Raw genomic sequence first — 24232 nt, 5'->3', positions numbered from 1 at the left:
TTCAGGAATTTTCACGAAATTTAAGAGAATTAATTTCTAGTAAAAATGAAAAAAATAGCTCTTCCTATCCGATTTGGTCTGGTTACCAGTGCCGTGTTAATTGCTTATTTTCTAATTCTTGCTTTATTTCATAGGCATATTTATCCGGCGTTTAGTTTTTTTAATGCGGTTATAACAGCCTTTGGAATTTATGAAGCAGTTAAGCTAACTAAGTTAGAAAAACCTGAAGCATTTTCGTATGGTGAAGGTTTTAAAACCGGCTTAATAACAGGTTTTATTGCAGCAATATTATTTACATTCTTCTTCTTGTTTTACATAACTGAAATAAATGCAGGTTTTCTATCAGAATTATTTAAAGTGCTTAACGGTGGATTAGATGCTGATACAGGCTTAGTTACCTTTGTTGTTCTAATCATGGGATTCGCCACTACAGTCATTGCAACTCTGGTAGTTATGCAATTTTTAAAAAATAGTACGCAAACTAAATAAAACGTTTGTAAATTAATTAATTAGCAGTATATTTGCACCCGCCTTATATAAGGTTAGTAGTATTTATAACAAATTTAATTAATAAACGTTACGCTATGTACGCAATTGTAGAGATAGCAGGGCAACAATTTAAAGTTGAAAAAGACCAAAAAGTTTTTGTTAATCGTTTAGCAACAGAAGAAGGTGAAGCAGTATCTTTTGATAATGTACTTCTTTTAAGCGATGGTGACAATGTAACTGTAGGCGCCCCGGCTATAAACGGAGCTCAAGTAGGAGCAAAAGTTTTAAAGCACCTTAAAGGTGATAAAGTAATAGTTTTCAAGAAGAAACGTAGAAAAGGTTACCGTGTAAAAAACGGTCACAGACAAGCTTTAACAGAGATTGTTATTGAAAGTATCGTTGCTTCAGGTGCTAAGCCAGCTGCTAAAGCTGAGAAAAAAGCAGAAGCTCCTAAAGCTGAAGCATCTCAAGATTTAAGCGCTTTAACTGTTGCTGAATTAAGAGAAATGGCGAAAGCAAAAGATATTTCAGGATATTCTTCAATGAAGAAAGCCGATTTAATTGCTGCTTTAAGTTAATAACAAAATAAAATCGAAATAAAATGGCACATAAAAAAGGAGTCGGAAGTTCGAAAAACGGTAGAGAATCAGAATCGAAACGATTAGGTGTTAAGATTTTTGGTGGTCAAGCTGCATTAGCTGGAAACATTATCGTTAGACAAAGAGGTAACACACACCACCCAGGTGAAAATGTTTACCAAGGTAAAGATCATACTTTACACGCTCAAGTTGATGGCGTTGTAAAATTCACTAAAAAGAAAGACAACAAGTCTTACGTTTCTATCGAGCCTTTCGAAGCTTAAGAAACAATCTTTTTAAGATATTAAACCCTTTCTGTTTACAGGAAGGGTTTTCGTGTTTAATAATTATAACTTAATATTAAATACATGTTTAAGTAATACAGGCTACGTTTTTTTAAGGTTTTTATAAAATAGAACTTTAATTGTGCCTTACTTAAAATTACTTTTATCTACTTTTTTTTTAATCATGTCTGTTTATTTGCAGGCTCAGGATACTATATATTCTTCTCAAGTCGATTTAAAATTTAGCTCCCTTAAATCCCAATTACAGTCTGCGCAAACCAAAAATGATTCGTTTACTGTAGCTTCAGTTTACATGAAGCTTGGAGTGTTTTATAGAAGTTTGGGTTTAGACAGTGAAGCTGTAAAGCAATATCATTTAGCACAGCAATTTCATAGTGACACGGATACATTATTTGTTTGTCTTAATAATCATTTAGCTGAAATTCATCATGACCTTAAACAGTATGGTGAGGCTAAATCATATTTATTACAAAGTTTAAATGTTTCAAAACGTTTGAATTATAAAAAAGGTTTGGCTGAAACCAATGCTTTATTAGGAAGTGTTGCAGAAAAACAAAAGCAATATGAAGAAGCTTTAAACTACCAGGAAACAAGTTTGCTGCTTTTTAAGTCCTTAAATGACAGTACTGGCTTGGCGATAACCAACGAAAATATTGGGAGCATATACGAAGATTTGGCAGATTATGATTTGGCTTATCAATATTTTTCTAAGGCTTTTAATTATGCGAATCACAGCATATCTGATGTTAAAATTAATATCATCAATAATTTAGGTGATGCCAATCGGAAATCCGGGAATTATCATAAAGCACTTCATTATACACAACAGGCGTTAAAGTTATCACGCGAGACAAAAAATGGATCTCAGATTGAAAGTGCTTTAAAGGATTTAGCCAGGACATACGCAGAAAAGGGAGATTTTCACAAGGCCTATCAGTATTTAAGTGACCAGACGATTGCCAATGAGCAAGAACTGAAGCGCCATAATGCGGAATTGGTGAGTTCTCTACAGATTTTACATGATGTAAAGGAGCGTGAAACAGAAGTTCAGTTGTTGAGTAAGCAAAATGAATTAAGTAAACAAAGGCAGGTAATCATTGGTTTATTCACTGTTGCCTTAACAATGATTTTTATTGGTGTTTTGATGTATTTCAGGAAAAAAAAGAAACAAGAAAAAACCATTCTTCAATATAAACAACAACTATTACAAGCGGATTTAGAGCGTAAAACTTCTGAAGAAAAAGCATTAAAACGCGAAATAGATATTCAGGTGTCGGCACTTACTAATTATAGTTTGAATCTGGCGCAGAAAAATAAAATGCTTTCCGATGTTTCCAGAACCTTGTTAAATGTTAAAGATAGGAATAGCGAACTTGTAAAAAGTAAACTTGAGAGTCTGGCAAAGGATATTAATTTCGAATTATCACAACAAAATGAATGGAGTGAGCTCTTAGGGTTCTTCGGGCAAATTCATCCGGGATTCTTCGATAAATTAAAAGAAAAGGCCAAAGAAGAATTGTCAACTTCCGATTTGCGTTTGTGTATGCTTATCAAATTAAATCTGTCTTCAAAGGATATGGCATCTATTCTTCATATTACACCCGATAGTGTTCGAATTGCGCGTTACCGCATGCGAAAAAAATTGCCACTTGAGCCTAAGGAAAAATTAGATGTGTTTTTGGCAAATGTGTAGCAAAACTTAACGCTATGTTACGCTAATGTTAATGTTGCCTTGTAATATACCCTAAGTGCGGTGGTTTGTTACGGTTTGTTAACACTAGCTTTAGCTATTTGAGAGTGTTGGTAGGTAGTTTTGCTCCAAGAATTTAACTAAAAACAATCAACTCAAAAATGAAACACTATTTAGTTTTTTTAATGCTGCTTGGATTTTCTTTAAGTAGCTTTTCACAAACCGGAAATATACAAGGGGTTATTACCGATGAAAACGGTATTACCGTGCCGGGAGCCACTATTGCTGTACAAGGTTTTAACAAAGGGGCTGTTACCGATTTTGATGGTACCTATACTATTGTAGGAGTAAACGAAGGGCTTCAAAAATTAGTATTTAGCTTTCTTGGTTATTCCAGCGTAGAAAAAGAAGTAACTGTAAAACCAAACCAAACAGTGACTTTAAATGTTACTATGAGTTCTGAATCTACAACTCTAGATGAGGTGCTTGTAACGGGATATGGTTTAGGCGGACAAGCCAGAGCGTTAAACACGCAAAAAAACAAACAAAACATTACCAATATCGTGTCTACCGATCAAATTGGTAAATTCCCAGATGCTAATATTGGTGATGCTGTAAAACGTATTCCTGGAATTACTATGCAGGTTGATCAAGGGGAAGCGAGAAATATTATTATTCGTGGTTTATCTCCACAATTAAACTCGGTAACTTTAAATGGTAGCCGTATTCCTTCGGCAGAGGGTGATAACCGTAACGTACAGATGGATTTAATTCCTTCTGATATGATACAAACCATTGAGGTAAACAAAGCGGTAACTCCAGATATGGATGCCGATGCGCTTGGTGGTTCGGTAAATTTAATAACAAGAACATCACCACAAGGGTTCCGTTTATCTACTACTGCAGGTTCTGGGGTAAATTTTATAACAGACAAACGAATCTTAAATGGGTCATTCTTAGTCGGAAATCGTTCTAAAAATGATAAATTCGGATGGATGGTTTCTGCGTCTATCAACGATAATGATTTTGGAAGTGATAACGTTGAAGCAGAATGGGAAGATGAATTCGAATTCAATAACGGAGACGAAGATAACTTAGAGGAAGTTGCTGTAAATCCGTACGCAAAAGTGTTCGAAATTAGAGAGTATTTAGTACAACGTGTGCGCCGAAGCTTTTCTGCTAACTTCGATTATAAATTAAATGAGACTAATAATTTATATTTTAAATCAATCTATAACTGGAGAGATGACCGTGAGAACCGTTTCCGTTTAGAAAACGAAATCTTAGATGGTGAAGATATTGGGCCTGGTGATTTCTCTGTTGATGCGAACGGAAATTTAACGAGTTTCCCTGTTGAAGCAAAGCGTCAAACTAAAGGCGGTATTGCTGGCGGACGTAATAAAAATGCACGTCTTGAAGATCAACGTATGCAAAACTACAGCGTAGGTGGTGATCACTTGTTAGGTAATGTAGAATTAGACTGGATGGCGTCTTTCTCGAAAGCTTCAGAAGAACGTTTAAACGAGCGTTATTTAGAATATGAAAGTGAATACGGTGTAGCGTTTAACAACAATGCCGATAAACCATTATTTACGCCTTTAGATGGTGCAGAAGCAGATTATAGGTTATTTGAATTAGATGAAATCTCTGAAGAGAATCAGTATACCGAAGAGAAAGACGTAAACTTTTTCGTCAATGTAAAAGCGCCTTTAACTTTAGTTGATAATCAGGAAGGTTTCTTGAAATTCGGATTTAAAAGTCGTTTAAAAAACAAAAACAGAGATAACGACTTTATGGAATTTAGTGATGAGACCGGAGCTTTAGATATTTTAGGTGATATTCCTACTAAAAACTATTCAGATAATGATTTCTTGGCAGGTAGCCAGTATCAGGTTGGCTCGTTTGCTTCAGCCGATTATTTAGGAGGATTAAATTTTAATGATTCAAGTCTTTTTGAAGGTGAAGATCTTCCAGATGAATATTTAACAGCTAATTTCGATGTAAACGAAAATGTTTATGCAGGTTACGCTATGTTAAATCAGCAGTTTTCAGATAAGTTTTCTGTGTTAGCTGGGGTGCGTTTAGAGCATACGGCAATTGACAGTGAAGGAAATATATTGGTCTTTAACGAAGATGGTGATTACGATGGTACACAGGTTGTTAAGGATAAAGCAAACTATACAAATTTATTACCAGGCGTACATTTAAAATATAATGTAGCTGAAAATACGGTGTTGCGTTTTGCGTGGACAAATACAATAGCGCGTCCTAATTATGTAGATTTAGTGCCTTATCAGGAAATTAATAATGAGGATGAAGAAATTTACTTCGGAAACTCAGAATTAAACCCAACAACATCGATGAACTTCGACGTTATGGCCGAGCAGTATTTTAAATCTGTTGGATTATTATCGGGAGGTGTATTCTATAAGGATATTCAGGATTTTATTTACACTAATGTCTCTGAAGACGATAACGGATTTGAAGTTTACAAACCGTTAAATGGAAATGGAGCTACAGTATTTGGAGCAGAGGTGTCTTTACAACGTCGTTTAGATTTCTTACCAGGGTTTGCTAAAAACTTCAGCATTTTCTTAAACTATACGTATTTAACTTCTAACACAGATGGTATTTATAACGAAGATGGTGATGAGCGTACCGATTTAGATTTACCAAACACAGCACCAAACATGTTTAACGGATCGTTAGGGTATGCCGATAAACACTTTAGCGTGCGTTTATCAGGAAACTTCTCTGATGCGTATGTTGATGAAATTGGTGGTCGTGCATTCGAAGATCGTTACTACGACAAACAGTTTTTCTTAGATTTCAATGCTAATGTAGCCTTATCAAAACAGTTGAGTTTATATGTGAATTTAAATAATATCACAAATCAACCATTACGTTATTACCAAGGAGTAAAAGGAAGAACCATGCAAATGGAATACTATGAAAAACGCCTGAACTTTGGTTTAAAATACGATTTGTTTAAAAAGAAGTAAGATTAGATTATAAATGAAAAAATTAAAAATAAATTTAGTTTTAGGTGTCGCAGCTTTAATGGTAAGTTGCGGACCTAAACTACCTGAAATTGTAGCAACAGCAATAACCGAAACCACACCTCACGATACTGACGATCCTGCGATTTGGGTGAATAAAGCCAATCCGGGGCAAAGCATTGTGTTTGGTACCGATAAGGATGAGGTTAATGGTGGTGTGTATGCCTTTAATCTTGACGGAAAAATAATTCCAGAAAAAAGTTTAACAGGGGTGAGTTACCCGAATAATGTGGATGTAGAATATGGTTTTAAATTAAACGATTCTACACAAACCGACATTATGGTGTTTACCGAAAGAGAAAAACACCAGGTACGTGTATATTCGGTGCCAGATATGACACCATTGGATAATGGAGGTTTTAAAGTCTTTGCTGATGAAACTGACATTGCGATGAAGCGACCAATGGGCGTTTCAATCTATAAAAACCCTAAAAATGGAGCTGTTTCTTTTTTTGTAAGTAGAAAAGAAGGGCCAACCGAAGGGTATTTATATCAATACGAATTGGTATCAGATTCTTTAGGCGTAAAAGCGAACTTACTTAGAAAAGTGGGAACCTTTAGCGGACAAAAGGAAATTGAAGCCATTGCAGTAGATGATGCTTCAGGATATGTGTACTATTCAGATGAAGGTGTTGGAATTAGAAAATACCACGCCAATCCGGAGCAAGGTAATCAAGAAATTAGTTTGTTTGGTGGTGAGCTTTTTAAAGCTGATATCGAGGGAATCGCAATTGCTAATTTCAACGATAAAGGGTTTTTAGTAGTGTCTAATCAACAGGCGCATACATTTAACGTGTTCGATTTAGAAACCAATGCCTTTATAAAAACTATTAATTTAGGAACTGTTGAAACCGATGGTTGCGATGTTACTACTATCGCTTTGGGTAGTAAGTATCCAAACGGCTTATTTGTTTCTATGAGTGATGATAAAACATTTTTATATCATGATTTAGCTTTACTTAAGCTAATCGATTAGTTAGTTTTTTTTCAATACTTTCAAGCCTTCTCTTTTTTAGGGAAGGCTTTTTTTGTTGATTATTTCGGAATAAATGATTAATTTAATGCAAGTTAAATCCTCAACTAAACAAAAGACTATGCAACTTCCTTTTAGATCTGAAATTAGAAATTCCCCAAAGCAGCAAACCATTAAAATTTATTTAGGTGATGAATCTTTAGATGAAAAGATTAAGGTGCACTTAGAGCATTTTAAGGAAATAGAACATATAGAAATACGCGAAACCGTTGGCCAAAATCGAGCTAATGAAAACATTACGGTATTTTTGAATGATGATGTCGATATTGTTAAGATGCAAAAAGCGATAGATTCCAGTTTGTGGTGGTATTTTGAAGAGGATATGGTTGAAGAATGATTACCACATAATTTAAAATAAAAAAATCCCAAGCTTTGAAGCTCGGGATTTTGTGTATTAAGAGATGCTGAAATAAATTCAGCATGACAAATTTTAGTATCTGTAGTGTTCTGGTTTGAAAGGACCTTCAACAGTAACGCCAATATATTTAGCTTGCTCGTCATTAAGCTCGGTTAACTCAACTCCAATTTTAGCTAAGTGTAATTTGGCCACTTTTTCATCTAAGTGCTTTGGTAACATGTAAACCTCGTTTCCGTAAGCTTCAGCGTTGTTCCAAAGTTCGATTTGAGCTAATGTCTGGTTTGTGAACGAGTTACTCATTACAAAACTTGGGTGACCAGTTGCACAACCAAGATTAACTAAACGCCCTTCAGCTAAAATAATGATATCGTTTCCGTCTACAGTATATTTATCAACCTGTGGTTTGATGGTATTTTTAGTGTTTCCGTAGTTTTCGTTTAACCAAGCCATTTGAATTTCGTTATCGAAGTGTCCAATGTTACAAACGATGGTTTTATCCTTCATTGCTTTAAAGTGCTCAGCTCTTACAATATCTTTATTTCCTGTTGTTGTAATCACAATATCAGCATTACCAACAACGGTTTCTAATTTTTTAACTTCGTAACCGTCCATAGCAGCTTGTAATGCACAAATTGGATCGATTTCTGTTACAGTAACAATACTTCCTGCACCTTTAAATGAGGCAGCTGTACCTTTACCAACATCACCATAACCACAAACTACAACGCGTTTTCCGGCAAGCATCACATCGGTAGCACGACGAATGGCGTCTACAGCACTTTCTTTACATCCGTATTTGTTATCGAATTTAGATTTAGTTACAGAGTCGTTAACGTTAATAGCAGGCATTGGTAATGTTCCGTTTTTAACACGCTCGTAAAGTCTGTGAACTCCAGTAGTTGTTTCTTCAGATAAACCTTTAATTCCGGCAGCTAACTCAGGATATTTATCTAAAACCATATTGGTTAAATCACCACCATCATCAAGAATCATGTTTAACGGCTTTCTGTCTTCACCAAAGAATAAAGTTTGCTCGATACACCAGTCAAACTCTTCTTCTGTCATATCTTTCCAAGCGTAAACAGCAGTTCCTGCAGCAGCAATAGCAGCAGCAGCTTGATCTTGCGTTGAGAAAATGTTACAAGAACTCCAAGTTACTTCAGCACCTAAAGCTTGTAAGGTTTCAATTAATACAGCCGTTTGAATAGTCATGTGTAAACATCCGGCAATACGAGCACCTTTTAAAGGTTGAGAAGCACCATACTCCTCACGTAAACTCATTAATCCCGGCATTTCAGCTTCGGCTAATTCTATTTCTTTTCTACCCCAGTCTGCAAGCGACATATCTTTTACTTTATGCGCTACGTAAGGAATCGTTTTTGTACTCATATCAATCTTTGTTTTGTTTTTAAAACTAAACATTCTTGTGGTTAAAACTTAATTAGTTAAATTCGCCTTTAAGAATGTAAATTGCCTTAGGCGGTGCAAAGATAACTATAACTTTTAGAATATTAAATGCCTCTTTATAAAACCATTACTCCAAATTCACAAACTACAGTTAAAATCTGGAAAATAACAGAGTCGTTTGACGATTTAATGCACGGATTAGACTTAAAACCAGAAAGTTTGAGTCGTGTTTCAGGGATGAAAAGTGAAATGCACCAGCGTGGATTTTTAAGTGTAAGACATCTTTTAAGAGCGTTTGGTTATAGTGATTCTGATTTATTTTACGACGAAAATGGTAAGCCCCATTTAAAGGACGGTAAGCAGATTTCTATAACGCATTCCTTTCAGTTTTCAGCAGTGATAATAAGTGAAGGCATAATCGGTATTGATATTGAAAAACAGCGTGAAAAAATTCAGGTCATTGCTCATAAATTTATTGATTATGAATATAATTATCTGGAAGAACATACCGAAGATTATATCAATAAGCTAACGGTGATTTGGTGTGTGAAAGAGTCATTATATAAACTTTTTGCTACGCCAGGATTGAGTTTTAAACAGCATTGTTTAATGATTCCTGCCTCTGATAATGCCAGTGAAACCGTTGCGTGGATTGATTATGAAGATAAAAAATACAGATACAACGTTCAGTTTTTAGAGTTCGAAGGTTTTACCTGTGCCTATGCCATGGCTTAAATGAAATCGGTTTATAAAGACATACGGTCCGCAGTTGATTCTGGTAAAAAGTTATTAGCCGTTTTAATTGATCCTGACAAGTTTTCAATTGAAAAGATTCCTGATTTTATAGCTAAAGTAAATGCTTCGGTAGCAACTCATATTTTTGTTGGCGGAAGCACCGTTGAAGATGAAGCTACTCATGTTTTGGTTGAAGCGATAAAAACAAACACATTATTACCTGTCGTGTTGTTTCCAGGCGATGTCACGCAAATTACACCTAAAGCCGATGCGTTATTGTTTTTAAGTTTGATTTCAGGAAGGAATCCAGAGTATCTTATTGGGAAGCATGTGGGGTCAGTTTCAAAACTTCGAAATTTAGATTTAGAAGTGATTCCGACGGGTTATTTACTTATTGAAAACGGAAAGGAAACTGCCGTACAACGCGTAACAGCAACTAAACCTATGTCTAGAGCAGATATTCAACATATTGTTGATACAGCCAAAGCAGGTGAGTTCCTCGGAATGAAATTAATCTATCTTGAAGCAGGTAGCGGAGCGATACACCCAATAACAACAAAGATTATTTCTTCGGTTAAAGCTGATTTAAAAATGCCGCTAATTGTAGGAGGAGGCATTCGAACCAAAAAACAATTAGAGTCGGCCTATAATGCAGGTGCAGATATCGTTGTTATAGGGACTGCTTTCGAACAAGATGAATCGTTCTTTAATAATGTAACTATTTCTTAGCCCTTTTTATAATTTCTATATTCGGTGTTTTTGGTTTTTCCATACCGTGACCTAAATAAAAACTGGTATGTGCTGGCTGATTATAACCTACATTTTGCCATGCTATACTCACGCGATATAGTGGATCGTGCATCAAAGTGAATATTCGATGTTCGGTAGGGTAGGGTGTTGAAAAAATTACGAGTTCGGTATTGTCCTCATTTCTCCAGATGACTTCTTCGCGCCAATCTCCCAAGATATCAGCAATTAAACATGGATTCGATTTTGTCCAGTTATTACTTCTTAGTTTCATGCCGTCATAATCGTAAGCTTTAAGTAGCATATCGGTAGATTTAGTTTCGTAATTCCATTTGGTGATGACTGTTTTGTCAACAATTTCCCGAAGTAGATCACCATCCCACCAACCAAACATATTCCAGCTGGCACCACGGCGACCAGCTTTTGGGTAGGTTTTGTAAATAACGTCGCCTTTCACATTATGAATCCCAGAACCATTAGAAGCCCAGCTTTCGGCTCCTAAATAATTAGGGTCGATATCTGCAGTAACGCCACGACCAAAATCGCCTTTGCCTTTAATGCTCCAAATTACGTTTCCGTTTTTCGGGTCTCTAAAATCGATTGCCGGAATGGTTGTTCCGTTGGCTTCTTCATGACACATAAAGTATTCAAGTCCTTTGCGCGATGGATCGAAATCACCTAAATGCGCCGCATCACCATGGCCAAATTCTGTGGAATATAATCCTGTGCCATCATGATCTATAGCACAAGACCCAAACTGAATTTCATCAAAACCATCACCGTCTAAATCGCCAACAGCGAGGTTATGGTTGCCCTGACCAAAATATTTTTCGTTTCCTTTGGTGTTGGTGTCAAATACCCAACGTGTTTTTAATTTGTTGTTTTTAAAATCGTAGGCAGCAATAACGGTACGCGTGTAATATCCGCGTGTAAAAACTAGGGATGGGTGTTTCCCATCTAAATAGGCTACGCAAGCCAAAAAACGGTCAACTCGGTTCCCGTAGCGGTCTCCCCAATCAGCAACGTTTCCACGAGGAGGTAAATAAGGTTCGGTTGTAATAAATTCACCTGTTTCCCCTGAAAAAACACTTAAATATTCTGGTCCTTCTAGAATATAGCCTCTTTCGTTTCTGTAATCGGCATCAGCATCTCCAAGAATATTTCCGGTTCCATCTGTGGTGCCATCAGCCGTTTTGCAAGCAATTTCAGCTTTGCTGTCTCCGTCAAAATCGTAAACCATAAATTGGGTGTAGTGTGCTCCAGATCGGATGTTTTTTCCTAAGTCGATGGTCCATAATACAGTGCCATTAAATTCAATGCCTTGTAAAAATGTGTTTCCTGTGTATCCGCGGTGCGAGTTGTCATGTGAATTTGTAGGTTCCCATTTTAATACTATTTCATATTGACCATCACCATCTAAATCGCCAACCGAAGCATCATTAGCTGTATATTTGTATTCTCGACCGTCAGGAGATATTCCGCCTTTGGGTGCCGTTATCGGAATGGTTTTATATATGTTATTCCAAGTTTTAACAGGTTTAGATTTTTTCTGTTCTTTACCATTAATTATGGCTGAAATACTGTAATATTCATTAGATGTTGTCTTATCGATATAGTTACTAGCTCCAGTTAATGGGGTTTGGTTTAATTTTATAGATCCTCGATAGATGTTGTAGGATGCAGTTTCAAATTCGTCAGCCAAAATACGCCAGCTAATTAAAATTTCATTTTCATTGGTTCTAACTGCTACGGTACCACGGTCTAAATCTTCCATTTGGTTTTGGGCGAAAATGGAGATATTAAACAAAAGAAAAACAGATAAAAAAGAAAGTGTATTTAAGGATTTTATTTTTTTGAAATGAAACATTTTAATAAATTGTTTAAGTCAGTTATTTGGTTTAGAATAGTTTGGCTCAGTGTTAAGACTCTCTGAATCAAGAAAAGTTTAATGATAAAATGCTGGTTTTAATCAAATGTATATTTTACACATAATTAGTCTGTCCTGTGCTATCCTGAATCGTAATTTTTCTCTTGATATAAAAGGTAGTACTTTTAAGGTCTTAAAAAAAGACTTATGAAAATATCAGTAGAGCTAACCCTTACGCCGCTACATGACGATTACGAGCCAGCGATTATAAACTTTATTAAAAAGTTAAGAGCTTCAAATTTAAACGTTTTAGAAAACCCTTTGAGTACTCAGGTTTATGGAGATTATGATGAGGTTATGCAGGTTTTGACTACAGAGATAAAAGAAGCGTTTGAACTTATAGAACGTGGCTTGTTTTATATGAAAATTGTAAAATCTGATCGTTACGAATATGAGCCACATTTTTGATTGGTTGTTTTCACAGTATCAGGGCGTAGACACTTACCTTATCGTTCTTGAGCTTCTCGGAGTTTTTTTCGGATTTTTAAGTGTTTGGTATTCTAAGCAAGAAAACATTCTGGTTTATCCAACAGGTATAGTAAGTACCGCAATTTTTGTTTATATTCTGTGGGTGTTTAGCCTTTTAGGAGACATGCTCATTAATGCCTATTACTTTTTAATGAGTATTTATGGTTGGTATTATTGGACGAGAAAGGATGATGAAAATCATGAGGTGCCCATAACAAAAATGACTAAGAAGGAGCATTTATGGAGTGTGATCATTTTTATGTTAACAATGTTTTTTGTGGTAATTGTTTATATTGTAAATGATAAGTTTGATAATTGGACAGCCTACGTAGATACGGTTACGACAGCCATATTTTTTGTAGGTATGTGGCTCATGGCTAAGAAGAAATTAGAAAACTGGACGTATTGGATTATAGGAGATATTATTTCGGTGCCATTGTATTTTTACAAAGGGTTAATTTTTACATCATTTCAGTATGTATTATTTACTATAATCGCTATTTATGGATATAAAGCATGGAAGAAGACTTTAAACAACAACCCAGTAGTTGCATAAAAGTAGTGCTATTTGGACCTGAATCTACAGGGAAAACAACATTGTCAAGACAACTTGCTAGACATTATAATTCCATTTGGGTGCCGGAATATGCACGAGAATATTTGCAGGATAAATGGAATAATGAACGTAAAACCTGTGAGCCGGAAGATTTATTGCCTATAGCTAAAGGTCAAATAAAATTAGAAAATGAATTAGCTAAAAAAGTAGACGATATTTTAATTTGTGATACTGATTTACTGGAAACTAAGGTGTATTCCGAAGCATATTATTTAGGACATTGCGAGCCTGTTTTAGAAAAATATGCATTAGAAAACACTTACAATTTATATTTTTTAACTAATATTGATATTCCGTGGGAAGCCGACGATTTGAGGGATAAGCCGAACGATAGGGAGGCTATGTTTGAAGCTTTTCATAATGCCTTAGTTGAAAATGAACGCCCTTTTGTATTACTTAGTGGAAGCAAAAAAGAACGTTTGGAAATAGCAGTAAGGCATATTGATAAACTATTGAAAAAGAAAAGTTAATGATTACAGAAAAAGGGGTAATGTTTACCGACAAGGATATCCGTCAAATAGAAAATCACGGCCTTACTCAAGATAAAGTTATTGAGCAAATAGCACGTCTTAAATCGGGTATGGCATTTTCGAATTTGGTTGAAGCCGCAACCATTAATAAAGGCATTTTTAAATTCGATAAGCACGAAATTCAACAATATGTTGATTTATATAACGACCGATTAAATTCCTTAAATGTTTTAAAGTTTGTGCCGGCTTCGGGAGCTGCGACCCGAATGTTTAAATTCATTTATCAGTTTTTAAAAGATTATCACGAAGACGAAGAGCGTTTAGGGCATTACCTAAAAACCCATAAAAACTTTTGGGTATTTGTTAATGGGTTGGAAAAATTACCTTTCTTTCATGAGGTGGTTAGTCAGATTCCAAATTATGCTACTTTAGAAATACAGGAAAAATATATTGCTTTTGTGAACGTTATGCTTGGAGAAAACGGACTTAATTGTAGTTCATGTCCTAAAGGGTTGTTGCCATTTCATAAATATAACGATGAGGTGTTGACAGCGTTTCACGAGCATTTGTTGGAGTCTACCCTATATGCTTCTTCAAATAATAAGGCAAATTTACATTTTACCATTTCCGAAGGCCATGCCAAAAAGTTTCAAGAGGAGCTCAGCAGGATTCAGGAACATGTTGAGCATAAAACCGGAACTAAATTTGAGGTGTCGTTTTCCTATCAAAGTAAATCTACAGATACCATTGCCATTAAATCGAATAATGAGTTGTATAGAACACCAGAAGGCCATTTATTATTTAGGCCGGCAGGTCACGGAGCATTACTCGAGAATTTGAACAGCCTTGATGCAGATCTTATTTTTATAAAGAACATTGATAATATTGTTGTTTTAGAACAAAATAAGAAGCAATCTGAGTTTAAAAAGTTGTTAGCTGGTGTTTTATTAGATGCGCAGGAAAAGGCTTTTAATTATTTAAATGAATTAGATAAAGATTCTGTTTCAGAACAAAAGCTCTTGGAAATCGCCATGTTTTTAACACATCGCATGAATGTAAAATTAGATGAAGAGTTTGATGATTTTACTTTTAATGAAAAAGTATCTTATTTATATAAAAAGCTAAACCGACCTATTCGTGTGTGTGGAATGGTTAAGAACGAAGGTGAACCAGGTGGCGGACCGTTTTGGGTGAAAGATTCTAAAGGAGATGTGTCATTACAAATTATTGAGTTTGCTCAGATCGATGTTGAAAATAAAGCTCAAAAGGCTATTGTAAAGCATGCAACACATTTTAATCCGACCGATTTAGTTTGTGGAACCAAAGATTACAAAGGCAATAAATTTAATCTGCAGAATTATGTTGATCATAATGCGGCTTTTATAACCTTAAAATCTCAAAATGGGACAGAAATAAAAGCTTTGGAGCTACCTGGTTTATGGAATGGTAGTATGGCCGATTGGAATTCTATTTTTGTTGAAATTCCTCTATCAACATTCAATCCTGTAAAAACGGTTAACGATTTACTGAAACCGGCGCATCAAGTATTGTAATGTTTGACAAAGAAGCCTTAGTGCAAGAATTACACTTTAAAGCGATAAGAAGCTCTGGCGCTGGAGGTCAGCATGTAAATAAAGTCGCATCAAAGGTTGAGTTAAGTTTTAATTTGAACGATTCGGTTGTTCTCGACGATCTTCAAAAAGGAAGGCTTCAAGATAAACTTCAAAATAGATTAACCAATGAAGGTGTTATCACTCTTCAATGTGGAGAAAGTAGAAGTCAACATAAAAATAAAGAACTAATAATAAAGCGTTTTCTAAATCTTATAGAAGACGCTTTAAAAGTTCAAAAAAAGCGTGTGCCCACCAAAATTCCGAAATCTGTTATCAAAAAACGTTTAAAAAGTAAGAAGAATCAGTCTATAAAAAAGGAAAATAGAAAAAAGCCTAATTTAGACTAAAATTATACTTTGCTTTTCGTAATTGGTTATTACCTTTGCGGCGTTCTCATAAAGGGGTGCCTATATCGGCTGAGATCATACCCATTGAACCTAGAACAGATAATGCTGTTTAGGGAGGCGAATAGATAATCGCTGTTTGGATAAATTTATTTATCAATACATTTTAATCAAATTAGTTAAGAATAATAACCTCTTTTTATTCGATTATAAAGTCATAATCGTAATGAAACATTTATTTATTGTTTTAACTGCTTTGGTGTTAACTTTTCAGGTTAATGCTCAAGAACAACATCAAGATTCAACACAAGTTGAAAAATTAGACGAAGTGTTGCTTTCGGCCACCCGGGCAAAAGATAAAACGCCGGTGGCCTTCTCAAATATTTCTAAAAAAGATTTAGAGTCTACTAATTTAGGGCAGGATTTACCCATTTTGTTAGACCAGTTGCCATCGGTGGTAACCACTTCCGATGCCGGTGCAGGAGTTGGCTACACGGGTATTCGTGTGCGTGGTACTGATGCGACTCGGGTTAACGTCACCATAAACGGTATTCCGTATAACGATGCCGAAAGTCAGGGGACCTTCTGGGTAAATATGCCTGATTTTGTGAGTTCAGTTGAAGATATTCAGTTGCAACGTGGTGTAGGGACCAGTACCAATGGTTCAGGTGCGTTTGGAGCAAGTCTGAATTTAAAAACGCTTAACCCATCTACAGAAGGGTATGCGACCACAACTAATGTGGTTGGGTCGTACGGAACACGTAAACATAATATTAGTTTAGGTTCTGGATTGAAAAACGGATTTTATGCAGAGGGGCGATTGTCTAAAATTATGAGTGATGGATACATTGATCGTGCGTCTTCAGATTTATCGTCCTATTATGTGGAAGGTGGTTATTTAGATGAAAAAACATCCATTAAAGGTATTGTCTTTGGTGGTAAAGAAGAAACGTATCAATCATGGTATGGTACACCGGAAGCTGTTGTAAAAGGTGATGCACAAGGTATTCAGGATTTTATAGATAGAAATTATTCGTCGGAGGCAGAAGCTGAAAATTTACTGAATTCTGGGAGAACATATAACTATTACACCTACGATAACGAGATTGATCATTACGAGCAAACACATTATCAATTGCATATGTCTCATCAGTTTAATAATCATTTTTCAGCTAACCTTTCGGGGAATTATACACGCGGAAAAGGCTATTTCGAGCAATATAAGGATGGTGAAGCTGTTGGTGATTATTTTCCTAATAGTGCCAATGCTGATGAAGAAGGCGATGTGATTAGACGCCGTTGGTTAGATAATGATTTTTATGCTATTGTGTCCTCGTTCAACTATAAAAAGGATAATCTAAATTTATATTTAGGAGGTGGTTATAATAAGTACGATGGCGATCATTTTGGGGAATTAATTTGGGACTCCTTTCCTGTTTCTGTACCAATTCGCACTGATTATTATACCAGTATAGGCGAAAAGAATGATTACAATGCCTATTTAAAAGCGGAGTATACTCTAGATTACACCTGGTTTTTATTTGCCGATTTGCAGTATAGAGGAGTGGATTATAAGTCTAGCGGATTGAGTTCAGATTTGGTTCCTATTAATGTTTCAGAAACGTATAATTTCTTTAATCCAAAAGTAGGATTAACCTATTCTATTGATAATTATAATTCGGTTTATGGGTCATTAGCCATAGCTAACAGAGAGCCGAATCGTGATGATTTAACGAAGAATCCTGTATTGCCTCAACCGGAGCGTTTATACGATTACGAGTTTGGGTATAAGCTCAAAACCACAAACTATTACGCAACAGCCAATTTGTATTATATGGATTATAAAGACCAGTTGGTGTTGACGGGAGATTTAGATAATGTTGGAGACCCTATTCGCGAAAATGTTAAGGAGAGTTATAGAGCAGGTGTTGAGTTGCAGGCTGGTTATAAGTTTTCAGATAGGTTGCGTTTTGATGCGAATGCGACCTTTAGTCAGAATAAAATAAAAGATTTCGACTATGTAGTTTACGACACGCAATACGACCCTAATACATGGGAAACTGTCTCTTATGAAGCAGTAACCACATCTTATGAAGATACAGATATTTCATTTTCTCCAAACGTTGTAGCTGGCGGAACTTTACGTTTTACACCTCTTGATAATTTAAATTTAGCTTTCATTTCTAAATATGTAGGAAAGCAATATTTAGATAATACATCAAGCGAGAGCAAAAGCATGGATGCTTATTTTGTAAATAACTTTAATGCATCGTATAAAATTCAACCAAACTGGATTAAAGAAATAGCTTTTAACCTATTGGTGAATAATATTTTTGATAACGAGTATGTGTCAAATGGGTATACTTACAGCTACTATTACAGGCCACAAGGCTCTACTGATGATGCAATAACAGAAAATTTCTATTATCCTCAGGCTAAAATTAATTTTCTATTAGGAATGACTTTAAAGTTCTAAGAACAGAAATTGCTATGAAAAAGAAAACGTCCCGTACTCGGGGCGTTTTTTAATTGTTGTAAACTCGAATAATATATCCGCTAACTTCAATATTGTAACGCAGCAAAGGATATTGTCCGGTGGTGCCTTCTGCCATGTTGCCAGATAGAATATCATAGGAGTTACCATCATCACAACTGCAAGATGCTATAATACCATCAATAGTTAATTTAGAGCAGTTACTTACAGCATGATTAGGATCTGAAAGTTCAAAGGCGTTGTAGATATCTCCTCCGGCATAAAATAAAACAACGCCATTTATTCCGTAGCCATCTAAAATCACATAATTACCCGGCACTTGTAACAGGTTGTACTGCGGCAATCGCGTGTCAATAAAGTTATTGGTGTTGAATTTGTAGTCCGGCAAATATGGGTTTTTTATAATGTCGTCGCTACTGCAAGATACCAATATTATAAGGGCTAATAAATTTATAAGAAGCTTCATAAAATTCGCAAAATATTCTCATGCAATTTACAACAAAAAGCAAATTGAGTTAAATATTTTGTATATTTGTTACTCAATCTCGTGAAAACGGGATTTTTTTTATGCTGAAAATCGATAAACACATTTTCAGTGTTTTTAATTATAAAATGATGAAGTTATGAGTAAAGTATCGTACTATACACCGGAAGGATTAAAGAAATTAAGAGACGAGTTAAAGCAACTTAAAGATATAGAACGCCCCAAAGCATCTCAGGCTATTGCCGATGCTAGAGATAAAGGAGATTTGAGTGAGAATGCAGAATATGATGCGGCAAAAGAAGCTCAGGGTTTATTAGAAATGAAGATTTCTAAACTAGAAGAAGTATTATCTAATGCACGTATTATTGATGAGTCGCAGTTAGATACTTCTAAGGTTTTAGTATTGTCCAAGGTGAAAATTAAAAACCAGACCAATGGTATGGAAATGGTATACACTTTAGTCGCAGAAAGCGAAGCCAATTTAGCAGCAGGTAAAATTTCTGTGAATTCACCTATCGGTAAAGGCTTATTAGGGAAGTCGGTTGGCGATGTTGCTGAAATTCAGGTGCCGAATGGTGTAATGAAATTCGATATAATTGAAATTTCGAGATAACTAAAAGATAAAATCAACGTTTAAAAAAGATTCCTAGCTAAATTTAGTTAGGAATCTTTTATATTTACAACCTCTCATTCTTAATATTATGGCTTCAATATTTACAAAAATAGTTAACGGAGAAATTCCTTGTTATAAAATAGCAGAAACCGATGATTTTTTAGCATTTTTAGATGTAAACCCTAATAGTTCTGGGCATACGCTTTGTATTCCTAAAAAGGAAGTTGATAAAATTTTCGATTTAGACGAACCGACTTATATGGGGTTAATGCAGTTCTCAAGAAAAGTGGCGATAGCCATCGAAAAGGCAATTCCGTGTAAACGCGTTGGAGTTTCTGTAATCGGGTTGGAAGTACCTCACGTTCACGTACACTTAATACCATTAACAAGCATGGAAGATGCCCGTTTTATTAAAAAGGTACCCCATACAAAAGAAGACTTTGAAGCTGTAGCCGAAAAAATTAAAGCCGAATTATAGGGTGTAAAATAGAATGCCAGCTGTTACAGATAGAGCGATAAATATACCTGTAATAATGACTAGCCAAGTTGCTTTTTTTAAGTGGGTTGAAGCCTGTTTAGGAGTAAATCCTCTTTTATGGTATTCAAACACACGCTCAATATCTTGAGTCCATTTTACAGGATAAATTGGCATGTTGCATGTACTGCAATCCATTTCGTATTTAATATCTGATGTAATAGATTTATAGAAATTAGTTTCTATAAATTTTTGTTTAAATGTGAGTTTTAAACCTTCGGTACTATAACATTCCGGGCAATTATTGTTAAGGTTAACAGCTTTAATTTTGATGTATTGTTCTGCCATAGCTTAAGCGCGTTTAAGAGTTATTTGTATAGTTGTGCCTTTATCTTTTTCAGAGCGTAAAACTTTAATTTTACCATCATGAAAGTCTTCAATAATACGTTTGGTTAGCGATAACCCCAATCCCCATCCGCGTTTTTTCGTGGTGTAACCAGGTTCAAAGATTTTATTAAAGTCTTTCTTGGCAATACCCTTTCCGGTATCAGTAACATTAACCTTTACAATACTATCAATCTGATCAATTTCAATAATTAATTTTCCTCTGCCTTTCATGGCATCAATGGCATTTTTAACCAGATTTTCAATGGTCCAACTGTAAAGTTGTGTGTTCAAATTTACTAAAATGCTTCCTTTAGGCATAATGATTTCAAAATCAATTAGTTTGGAAGCACGCGCTTTTAAATAATCGAAAGATTCTAAGGTTTCTTTTTTAATATCTGCTAATTCTAAGGTAGGAATTGAGCCAATTTTGCTAAAGCGTTCGGTTATGGTTTGCAAGCGATCTATATCTTTTTCTATTTCAGCGATATAACTCGGGTTGACGTTTTCAGATTTTAAGATTTCTGTCCATCCAATTAAAGAAGATAAAGGCGTACCTATTTGATGCGCTGTTTCTTTAGCCATACCCGACCATAATTTGTTTTGGGTGGCATTTTTATTACTTCGATAGAAAAAGAAAATTACAGCTCCAAATAAAAAGACTATTAGTAATAACGCCAATGGGTAATATTTAAGCTTGTTTAAAAGAGGTGAATTACCATAATAAATGGTGCTGGCAATGGTGTTTCCAAGTTTTACCGGAATTGGTCGGTTTTCTTCGGCAAATTTTGCGATTAGTTTCTGTACGTATAGTGAATCCTGAATTTTTGTTTCATCCAAATTATTAAAACTACCTAAGCTACCATCTTCATTAATAACCAGCATGGGTGTAGTTTTGTTGCTACTTAAAATTTTAAGGGTAAGGTCGAGGTTAGTAGCATCGTCATCAGAGTTAATAAATTCCGTTTGAGCAAACGACCAGTTTTCCATTTTGGTGCGTTCTTCTTCTTTAAAATGTTGAAAAAATTCATAGGTTTTCCACAAAATAAGGGAAACAATAATAAAAGAAGCGGTAACAATAACCCAGCGTAGTGTATTACTATATTTAGTAAAAATCATGCGTTTTTAATTAGTATCTAATATAATGCAAATCTGTTAATATTATTGTTTAACTTGTTAGTAAATTGGTTTTTAGTTACAATTTAGATTAGTTACATTTGTTGAAACAAAACGAGATGCTGTCTATAGATCCGAAAGATATAAAAACCAGTTTGTTACATGGTTATTTGTTAAGTGCAGTAGCACCAAGACCTATAGCTTTTGCCAGTACTATTGATGCTGATGGCCGTGCAAATTTATCGCCGTTTAGTTTTTTTAATGTATTTGGGTCGAATCCGCCAATATTGGTTTTTTCGCCATCACGTCGTGTTAGGGATAATACAATTAAACATACATTAAAGAATGTTGAAGCTACTCGGGAAGTGGTTATCAATGCGGTAAATTACGATATGGTTCAGCAGATGTCTTTATCGAGTTCAGATTTTCCAGAAGGTGTAAATGAGTTTGAAAAGTCAGGTTTAACCATGTTAAAATCGGATATTGTAAAGCCATTTCGTGTAGCGGAATCTCCGGTGCAAATGGAATGTAAGGTTAACGATATTATTGCCTTGGGAACCGAAGGTGGAGCCGGTAATTTAATTATCTGTGAAGTTGTAAAATTTCATATTGACGAAGACGTTTTAGATGAAAACGGTAAAGTAATCCAGGAAAAACTGGATTTGGTAGCCAGAGCTGGAGGAAGTTATTATACGAGAGCCAATAAAGGTTTTTTTGAAATACCAAAGCCCTTAGCAACCGTTGGAATAGGAGTAGATTGTTTGCCTGAAGATATAAAAAACAGTATGGTTTTAACTGGTAACGATTTGGGGATGTTAGCCAATGTAGAAGCTTTACCAGGTAAAGAAGAGGTAATGACATTTGTAGCTGATTTAGGAGAGCGTTATCCGAATATAAAATCAGCCTCGCACAGAGAGAAACATAAACTGGCTCAAAATTATTTGAGTTATGGCGATGTCGATAGCGCTTGGAAAATATTATTAAGTTAGAGTAAATAGAGTATAAATCTGAATAAATAGAAATACATGGAAGTTCAAGGAAGAATTAAAATGATTGGAGAAACTCAATCTTTTGGAAGTAATGGGTTTAGAAAAAGAGAAATTGTTGTAACTACTGAAGAGCAGTACCCACAACATATTATGGTTGAGTTCGTGCAGGATAAAACTGATTTATTAAACAGTTATCAAGTTGGACAACAGGTAAAGATTAGTATTAACTTACGTGGTAGAGAGTGGGTAAACCCACAAGGAGAAACAAAATATTTCAACTCTATTCAAGGCTGGAGAATTGAAGCCTTACAAGCTGAAGGTTCAGGAGAAAATTTACCTCCGGTACCACCAATGGATGCATTTGAGCCAGCAGGAAACTTAAATGAAGACGATCACGACGATTTACCGTTCTAAGACGTAATAATGAATTTAAAAAACCTCAATATTAAATAAATGTTGAGGTTTTTTGTTTTAATACAAAGACGATGCATTTCTTAAACCAAGACTTATGGTTCCCCGATTACAGCGAAGCCAGTGCCGATGGTTTATTGGCTATAGGTGGTGATCTGTCAACAGAGCGCTTGTTGTTTGCTTATCAGTCTGGTATTTTTCCATGGTATTGTGAGGATGAACCCATTTTGTGGTGGTCACCCGATCCGCGTTTTGTATTGTATCCTGAAAAATTGAAGGTTTCAAAAAGTATGCGTCAGGTCCTTCGGAATAAAAAGTTCAATGTTACTGTTAATAAAGATTTTAAAGCAGTAATGCAGGCGTGTTCAAAAATAAAGCGTGAAGGACAAGATGATACCTGGATCACCAACGATATGATTGATGCTTATATAAAACTTAATGAATTGGGATATGCAAAGTCTGTAGAGGTGTGGCAGGACAAAGTTTTGGTTGGCGGTTTGTATGGTGTCGATTTAGGAAATGGCGTGTTTTGCGGGGAAAGTATGTTTTCAAAAGTGAGCAATGCCAGTAAAGTAGGATTCATCACTTTTATTCAAAACAGTAACTATAAATTAATAGATTGCCAGGTACATACCAATCATCTGGAAAGTTTGGGAGCAGAAGATATTCCGAGATCTAAATTTTTAAAGTATTTGTAAAAACTTTAGTTTTTTTAAATAGATAGACTTAAGGTGTTTAAGAAAAAAAGATAATTTCTTGAGGTTAGATTGAAGCGTTCTAGTCTGTATTCAATTCCGGTTTTAAACTTTAGTTGCTTTCCAAAATGCCAGCCGAGATACACGGCAGTACGCTGATCGATTTCGGGAGCATCAGGTTTACTTAAACTTAATAACCCTTCAAAATAACATAACACATAAGGAGCTTCAACGTCTTCATTATGACCGCTAATCGGAAAATTAGCAGAAAACCTATAGCGCTGTCTAAAAATAGTTTTTGATTCTAAAATTCGTTGTTCGGTTCTAAAACGATGACCAAAACTAACTCTGGCCTTATGTTTTTGGTATTTAAACTGCTGCATAAAGCGAAGCTCGTCACTTCCAGATTCAAAAACATCACGGTGTCTATAATAAAGTCCTACTCCAATGCGGTTTGAAGAGCTAAGAGTGAATGTAGACATGTGAAAAATATCTAACTGTTGTTGCTGAAAACCAAATGTTTTGTTCTCGAACAAAAAATAACGAGAACGACTTGTGAAACTTATGTTGTAGTTGCTTGTTGCACTATAATTTAGTACAAATGAAGTCTCTCCAAGTATTCCAGAATGATCTTGTTCTTGTGCTTTTATAGTATGAATAAAACAGGAGAGGCCGATATAAAGAAAAAGATATTTTAATTTCATAAGCTTTAAACACCGGTCTTATTTTGGG

26 protein-coding genes are annotated in these 24232 nt (G+C 35.3%); 20 read left to right on the top strand and 6 right to left on the bottom strand.

Annotated features, from left to right (window positions below; all coding sequences use genetic code 11):
* Positions 1-45: 45 nt before the first annotated feature.
* The 7 genes from RBH94_RS04470 (at position 46) to RBH94_RS04440 (ending at position 7491) form a co-directional block, all read left to right on the top strand.
* A complete protein-coding gene (locus RBH94_RS04470) occupies positions 46-489 on the top strand; it encodes a DUF4199 domain-containing protein (protein WP_307882559.1) in 444 nt (147 codons plus the stop codon).
* Positions 490-584: 95 nt separating this feature from the next.
* Positions 585-1067 carry a 50S ribosomal protein L21 gene (rplU, locus tag RBH94_RS04465; RefSeq protein ID WP_188222885.1) on the top strand — a complete coding sequence of 161 codons (483 nt, stop codon included), beginning with the start codon at positions 585-587 and terminating at the stop codon, positions 1065-1067.
* A 23-nt stretch (positions 1068-1090) separates the two neighbouring features.
* Positions 1091-1351, top strand: coding sequence for a 50S ribosomal protein L27 (gene rpmA, locus RBH94_RS04460; RefSeq protein WP_188222886.1), 261 nt, complete (start codon positions 1091-1093; stop codon positions 1349-1351).
* Between the two features lie 184 nt (positions 1352-1535).
* Complete coding sequence (locus RBH94_RS04455) at positions 1536-3065, top strand: tetratricopeptide repeat protein (RefSeq protein ID WP_307882558.1); 1530 nt, start codon at positions 1536-1538, stop codon at positions 3063-3065.
* A gap of 158 nt (positions 3066-3223) precedes the next feature.
* Positions 3224-6064: a TonB-dependent receptor gene (locus RBH94_RS04450; RefSeq protein WP_307882557.1), complete on the top strand. Its 2841-nt coding sequence runs from the start codon at positions 3224-3226 to the stop codon at positions 6062-6064.
* A 13-nt stretch (positions 6065-6077) separates the two neighbouring features.
* Positions 6078-7097, top strand: coding sequence for a phytase (locus tag RBH94_RS04445; RefSeq protein ID WP_307882556.1), 1020 nt, complete (start codon positions 6078-6080; stop codon positions 7095-7097).
* Positions 7098-7215: 118 nt separating this feature from the next.
* Complete coding sequence (locus RBH94_RS04440) at positions 7216-7491, top strand: hypothetical protein (protein WP_188222890.1); 276 nt, start codon at positions 7216-7218, stop codon at positions 7489-7491.
* Between the two features lie 93 nt (positions 7492-7584).
* Here RBH94_RS04440 and ahcY read toward each other — a convergent pair whose 3' ends face one another.
* A complete protein-coding gene (ahcY, locus tag RBH94_RS04435) occupies positions 7585-8901 on the bottom strand; it encodes an adenosylhomocysteinase (RefSeq protein WP_307882555.1) in 1317 nt (438 codons plus the stop codon).
* Between the two features lie 126 nt (positions 8902-9027).
* On the opposite strand from ahcY, the gene RBH94_RS04430 reads away from it, so the two are divergent.
* Both RBH94_RS04430 and RBH94_RS04425 read left to right on the top strand, forming a co-directional pair.
* Complete coding sequence (locus RBH94_RS04430) at positions 9028-9654, top strand: 4'-phosphopantetheinyl transferase superfamily protein (protein ID WP_307882554.1); 627 nt, start codon at positions 9028-9030, stop codon at positions 9652-9654.
* Positions 9655-10383 (top strand): geranylgeranylglyceryl/heptaprenylglyceryl phosphate synthase, encoded by a 729-nt coding sequence (locus RBH94_RS04425; protein WP_307882553.1) that lies wholly within the window; start codon positions 9655-9657, stop codon positions 10381-10383. It abuts the gene before it with no gap.
* Here RBH94_RS04425 and RBH94_RS04420 read toward each other — a convergent pair.
* Positions 10373-12175 (bottom strand): rhamnogalacturonan lyase, encoded by a 1803-nt coding sequence (locus tag RBH94_RS04420; protein WP_307882552.1) that lies wholly within the window; start codon positions 12173-12175, stop codon positions 10373-10375. The two genes, RBH94_RS04425 and RBH94_RS04420, sit on opposite strands and share 11 nt — an antisense overlap.
* Before the next feature lie 300 nt (positions 12176-12475).
* Here RBH94_RS04420 and RBH94_RS04415 point away from each other — a divergent pair, with 300 nt between their 5' ends.
* The 6 genes from RBH94_RS04415 to RBH94_RS04390 all read left to right on the top strand — a co-directional run bounded on the left by RBH94_RS04415 (position 12476) and on the right by RBH94_RS04390 (position 18315).
* Positions 12476-12736 (top strand): thiamine-binding protein, encoded by a 261-nt coding sequence (locus RBH94_RS04415; RefSeq protein WP_307882551.1) that lies wholly within the window; start codon positions 12476-12478, stop codon positions 12734-12736.
* The gene (gene pnuC, locus RBH94_RS04410) at positions 12720-13352 is read left to right on the top strand and encodes a nicotinamide riboside transporter PnuC (RefSeq protein ID WP_307882550.1); all 633 of its coding nucleotides are present in this window, start codon (positions 12720-12722) and stop codon (positions 13350-13352) included. The genes RBH94_RS04415 and pnuC overlap by 17 nt, the downstream gene beginning before the upstream one ends.
* Entirely contained in the window at positions 13313-13882 is a 570-nt protein-coding gene (locus RBH94_RS04405; RefSeq protein ID WP_307882549.1) for an ATP-binding protein, read from the top strand. Before pnuC ends, RBH94_RS04405 begins: the two co-directional genes overlap by 40 nt.
* Positions 13882-15435 (top strand): DUF4301 family protein, encoded by a 1554-nt coding sequence (locus RBH94_RS04400; protein WP_307882548.1) that lies wholly within the window; start codon positions 13882-13884, stop codon positions 15433-15435. Before RBH94_RS04405 ends, RBH94_RS04400 begins: the two co-directional genes overlap by 1 nt.
* Positions 15435-15842 (top strand): alternative ribosome rescue aminoacyl-tRNA hydrolase ArfB, encoded by a 408-nt coding sequence (gene arfB / locus RBH94_RS04395; protein ID WP_307882547.1) that lies wholly within the window; start codon positions 15435-15437, stop codon positions 15840-15842. Before RBH94_RS04400 ends, arfB begins: the two co-directional genes overlap by 1 nt.
* Before the next feature lie 223 nt (positions 15843-16065).
* Positions 16066-18315: a TonB-dependent receptor gene (locus RBH94_RS04390; RefSeq protein WP_307882546.1), complete on the top strand. Its 2250-nt coding sequence runs from the start codon at positions 16066-16068 to the stop codon at positions 18313-18315.
* 49 nt (positions 18316-18364) lie between these two features.
* Here RBH94_RS04390 and RBH94_RS04385 read toward each other — a convergent pair whose 3' ends face one another.
* Positions 18365-18799, bottom strand: a complete 435-nt coding sequence (locus RBH94_RS04385) for a hypothetical protein (protein WP_307882545.1) — start codon at positions 18797-18799, stop codon at positions 18365-18367.
* Positions 18800-18956: 157 nt separating this feature from the next.
* On the opposite strand from RBH94_RS04385, the gene greA reads away from it, so the two are divergent.
* Positions 18957-19430, top strand: coding sequence for a transcription elongation factor GreA (greA, locus tag RBH94_RS04380; protein ID WP_188222901.1), 474 nt, complete (start codon positions 18957-18959; stop codon positions 19428-19430).
* 88 nt (positions 19431-19518) lie between these two features.
* Positions 19519-19908, top strand: coding sequence for an HIT family protein (locus tag RBH94_RS04375; protein WP_307882544.1), 390 nt, complete (start codon positions 19519-19521; stop codon positions 19906-19908).
* Here RBH94_RS04375 and RBH94_RS04370 read toward each other — a convergent pair.
* Together RBH94_RS04370 and RBH94_RS04365 are read right to left on the bottom strand one after the other, a co-directional pair.
* Positions 19903-20253, bottom strand: a complete 351-nt coding sequence (locus RBH94_RS04370; protein WP_307882543.1) for a hypothetical protein — start codon at positions 20251-20253, stop codon at positions 19903-19905. The genes RBH94_RS04375 and RBH94_RS04370 overlap by 6 nt on opposite strands.
* A gap of 3 nt (positions 20254-20256) precedes the next feature.
* Positions 20257-21408, bottom strand: a complete 1152-nt coding sequence (locus tag RBH94_RS04365) for a PAS domain-containing sensor histidine kinase (protein ID WP_307882542.1) — start codon at positions 21406-21408, stop codon at positions 20257-20259.
* Between the two features lie 116 nt (positions 21409-21524).
* Between RBH94_RS04365 and RBH94_RS04360 the strand changes: the two genes are divergently transcribed.
* The 3 genes from RBH94_RS04360 (at position 21525) to aat (ending at position 23503) form a co-directional block, all read left to right on the top strand.
* Positions 21525-22394 (top strand): flavin reductase family protein, encoded by an 870-nt coding sequence (locus tag RBH94_RS04360; protein WP_307883136.1) that lies wholly within the window; start codon positions 21525-21527, stop codon positions 22392-22394.
* Between the two features lie 36 nt (positions 22395-22430).
* The gene (locus RBH94_RS04355) at positions 22431-22808 is read left to right on the top strand and encodes a DUF3127 domain-containing protein (protein ID WP_188222906.1); all 378 of its coding nucleotides are present in this window, start codon (positions 22431-22433) and stop codon (positions 22806-22808) included.
* 71 nt (positions 22809-22879) lie between these two features.
* The gene (aat, locus tag RBH94_RS04350; RefSeq protein WP_307882541.1) at positions 22880-23503 is read left to right on the top strand and encodes a leucyl/phenylalanyl-tRNA--protein transferase; all 624 of its coding nucleotides are present in this window, start codon (positions 22880-22882) and stop codon (positions 23501-23503) included.
* Between the two features lie 14 nt (positions 23504-23517).
* Here aat and RBH94_RS04345 read toward each other — a convergent pair whose 3' ends face one another.
* Positions 23518-24204 carry a DUF2490 domain-containing protein gene (locus tag RBH94_RS04345; protein ID WP_307882540.1) on the bottom strand — a complete coding sequence of 229 codons (687 nt, stop codon included), beginning with the start codon at positions 24202-24204 and terminating at the stop codon, positions 23518-23520.
* Positions 24205-24232: the final 28 nt, after the last annotated feature.

This window comes from Aestuariibaculum sp. YM273 (assembly GCF_030908365.1).
Lineage (GTDB): Bacteria > Bacteroidota > Bacteroidia > Flavobacteriales > Flavobacteriaceae > Aestuariibaculum > Aestuariibaculum marinum.
This window is presented reverse-complemented; position numbering and strand designations above follow the sequence as displayed.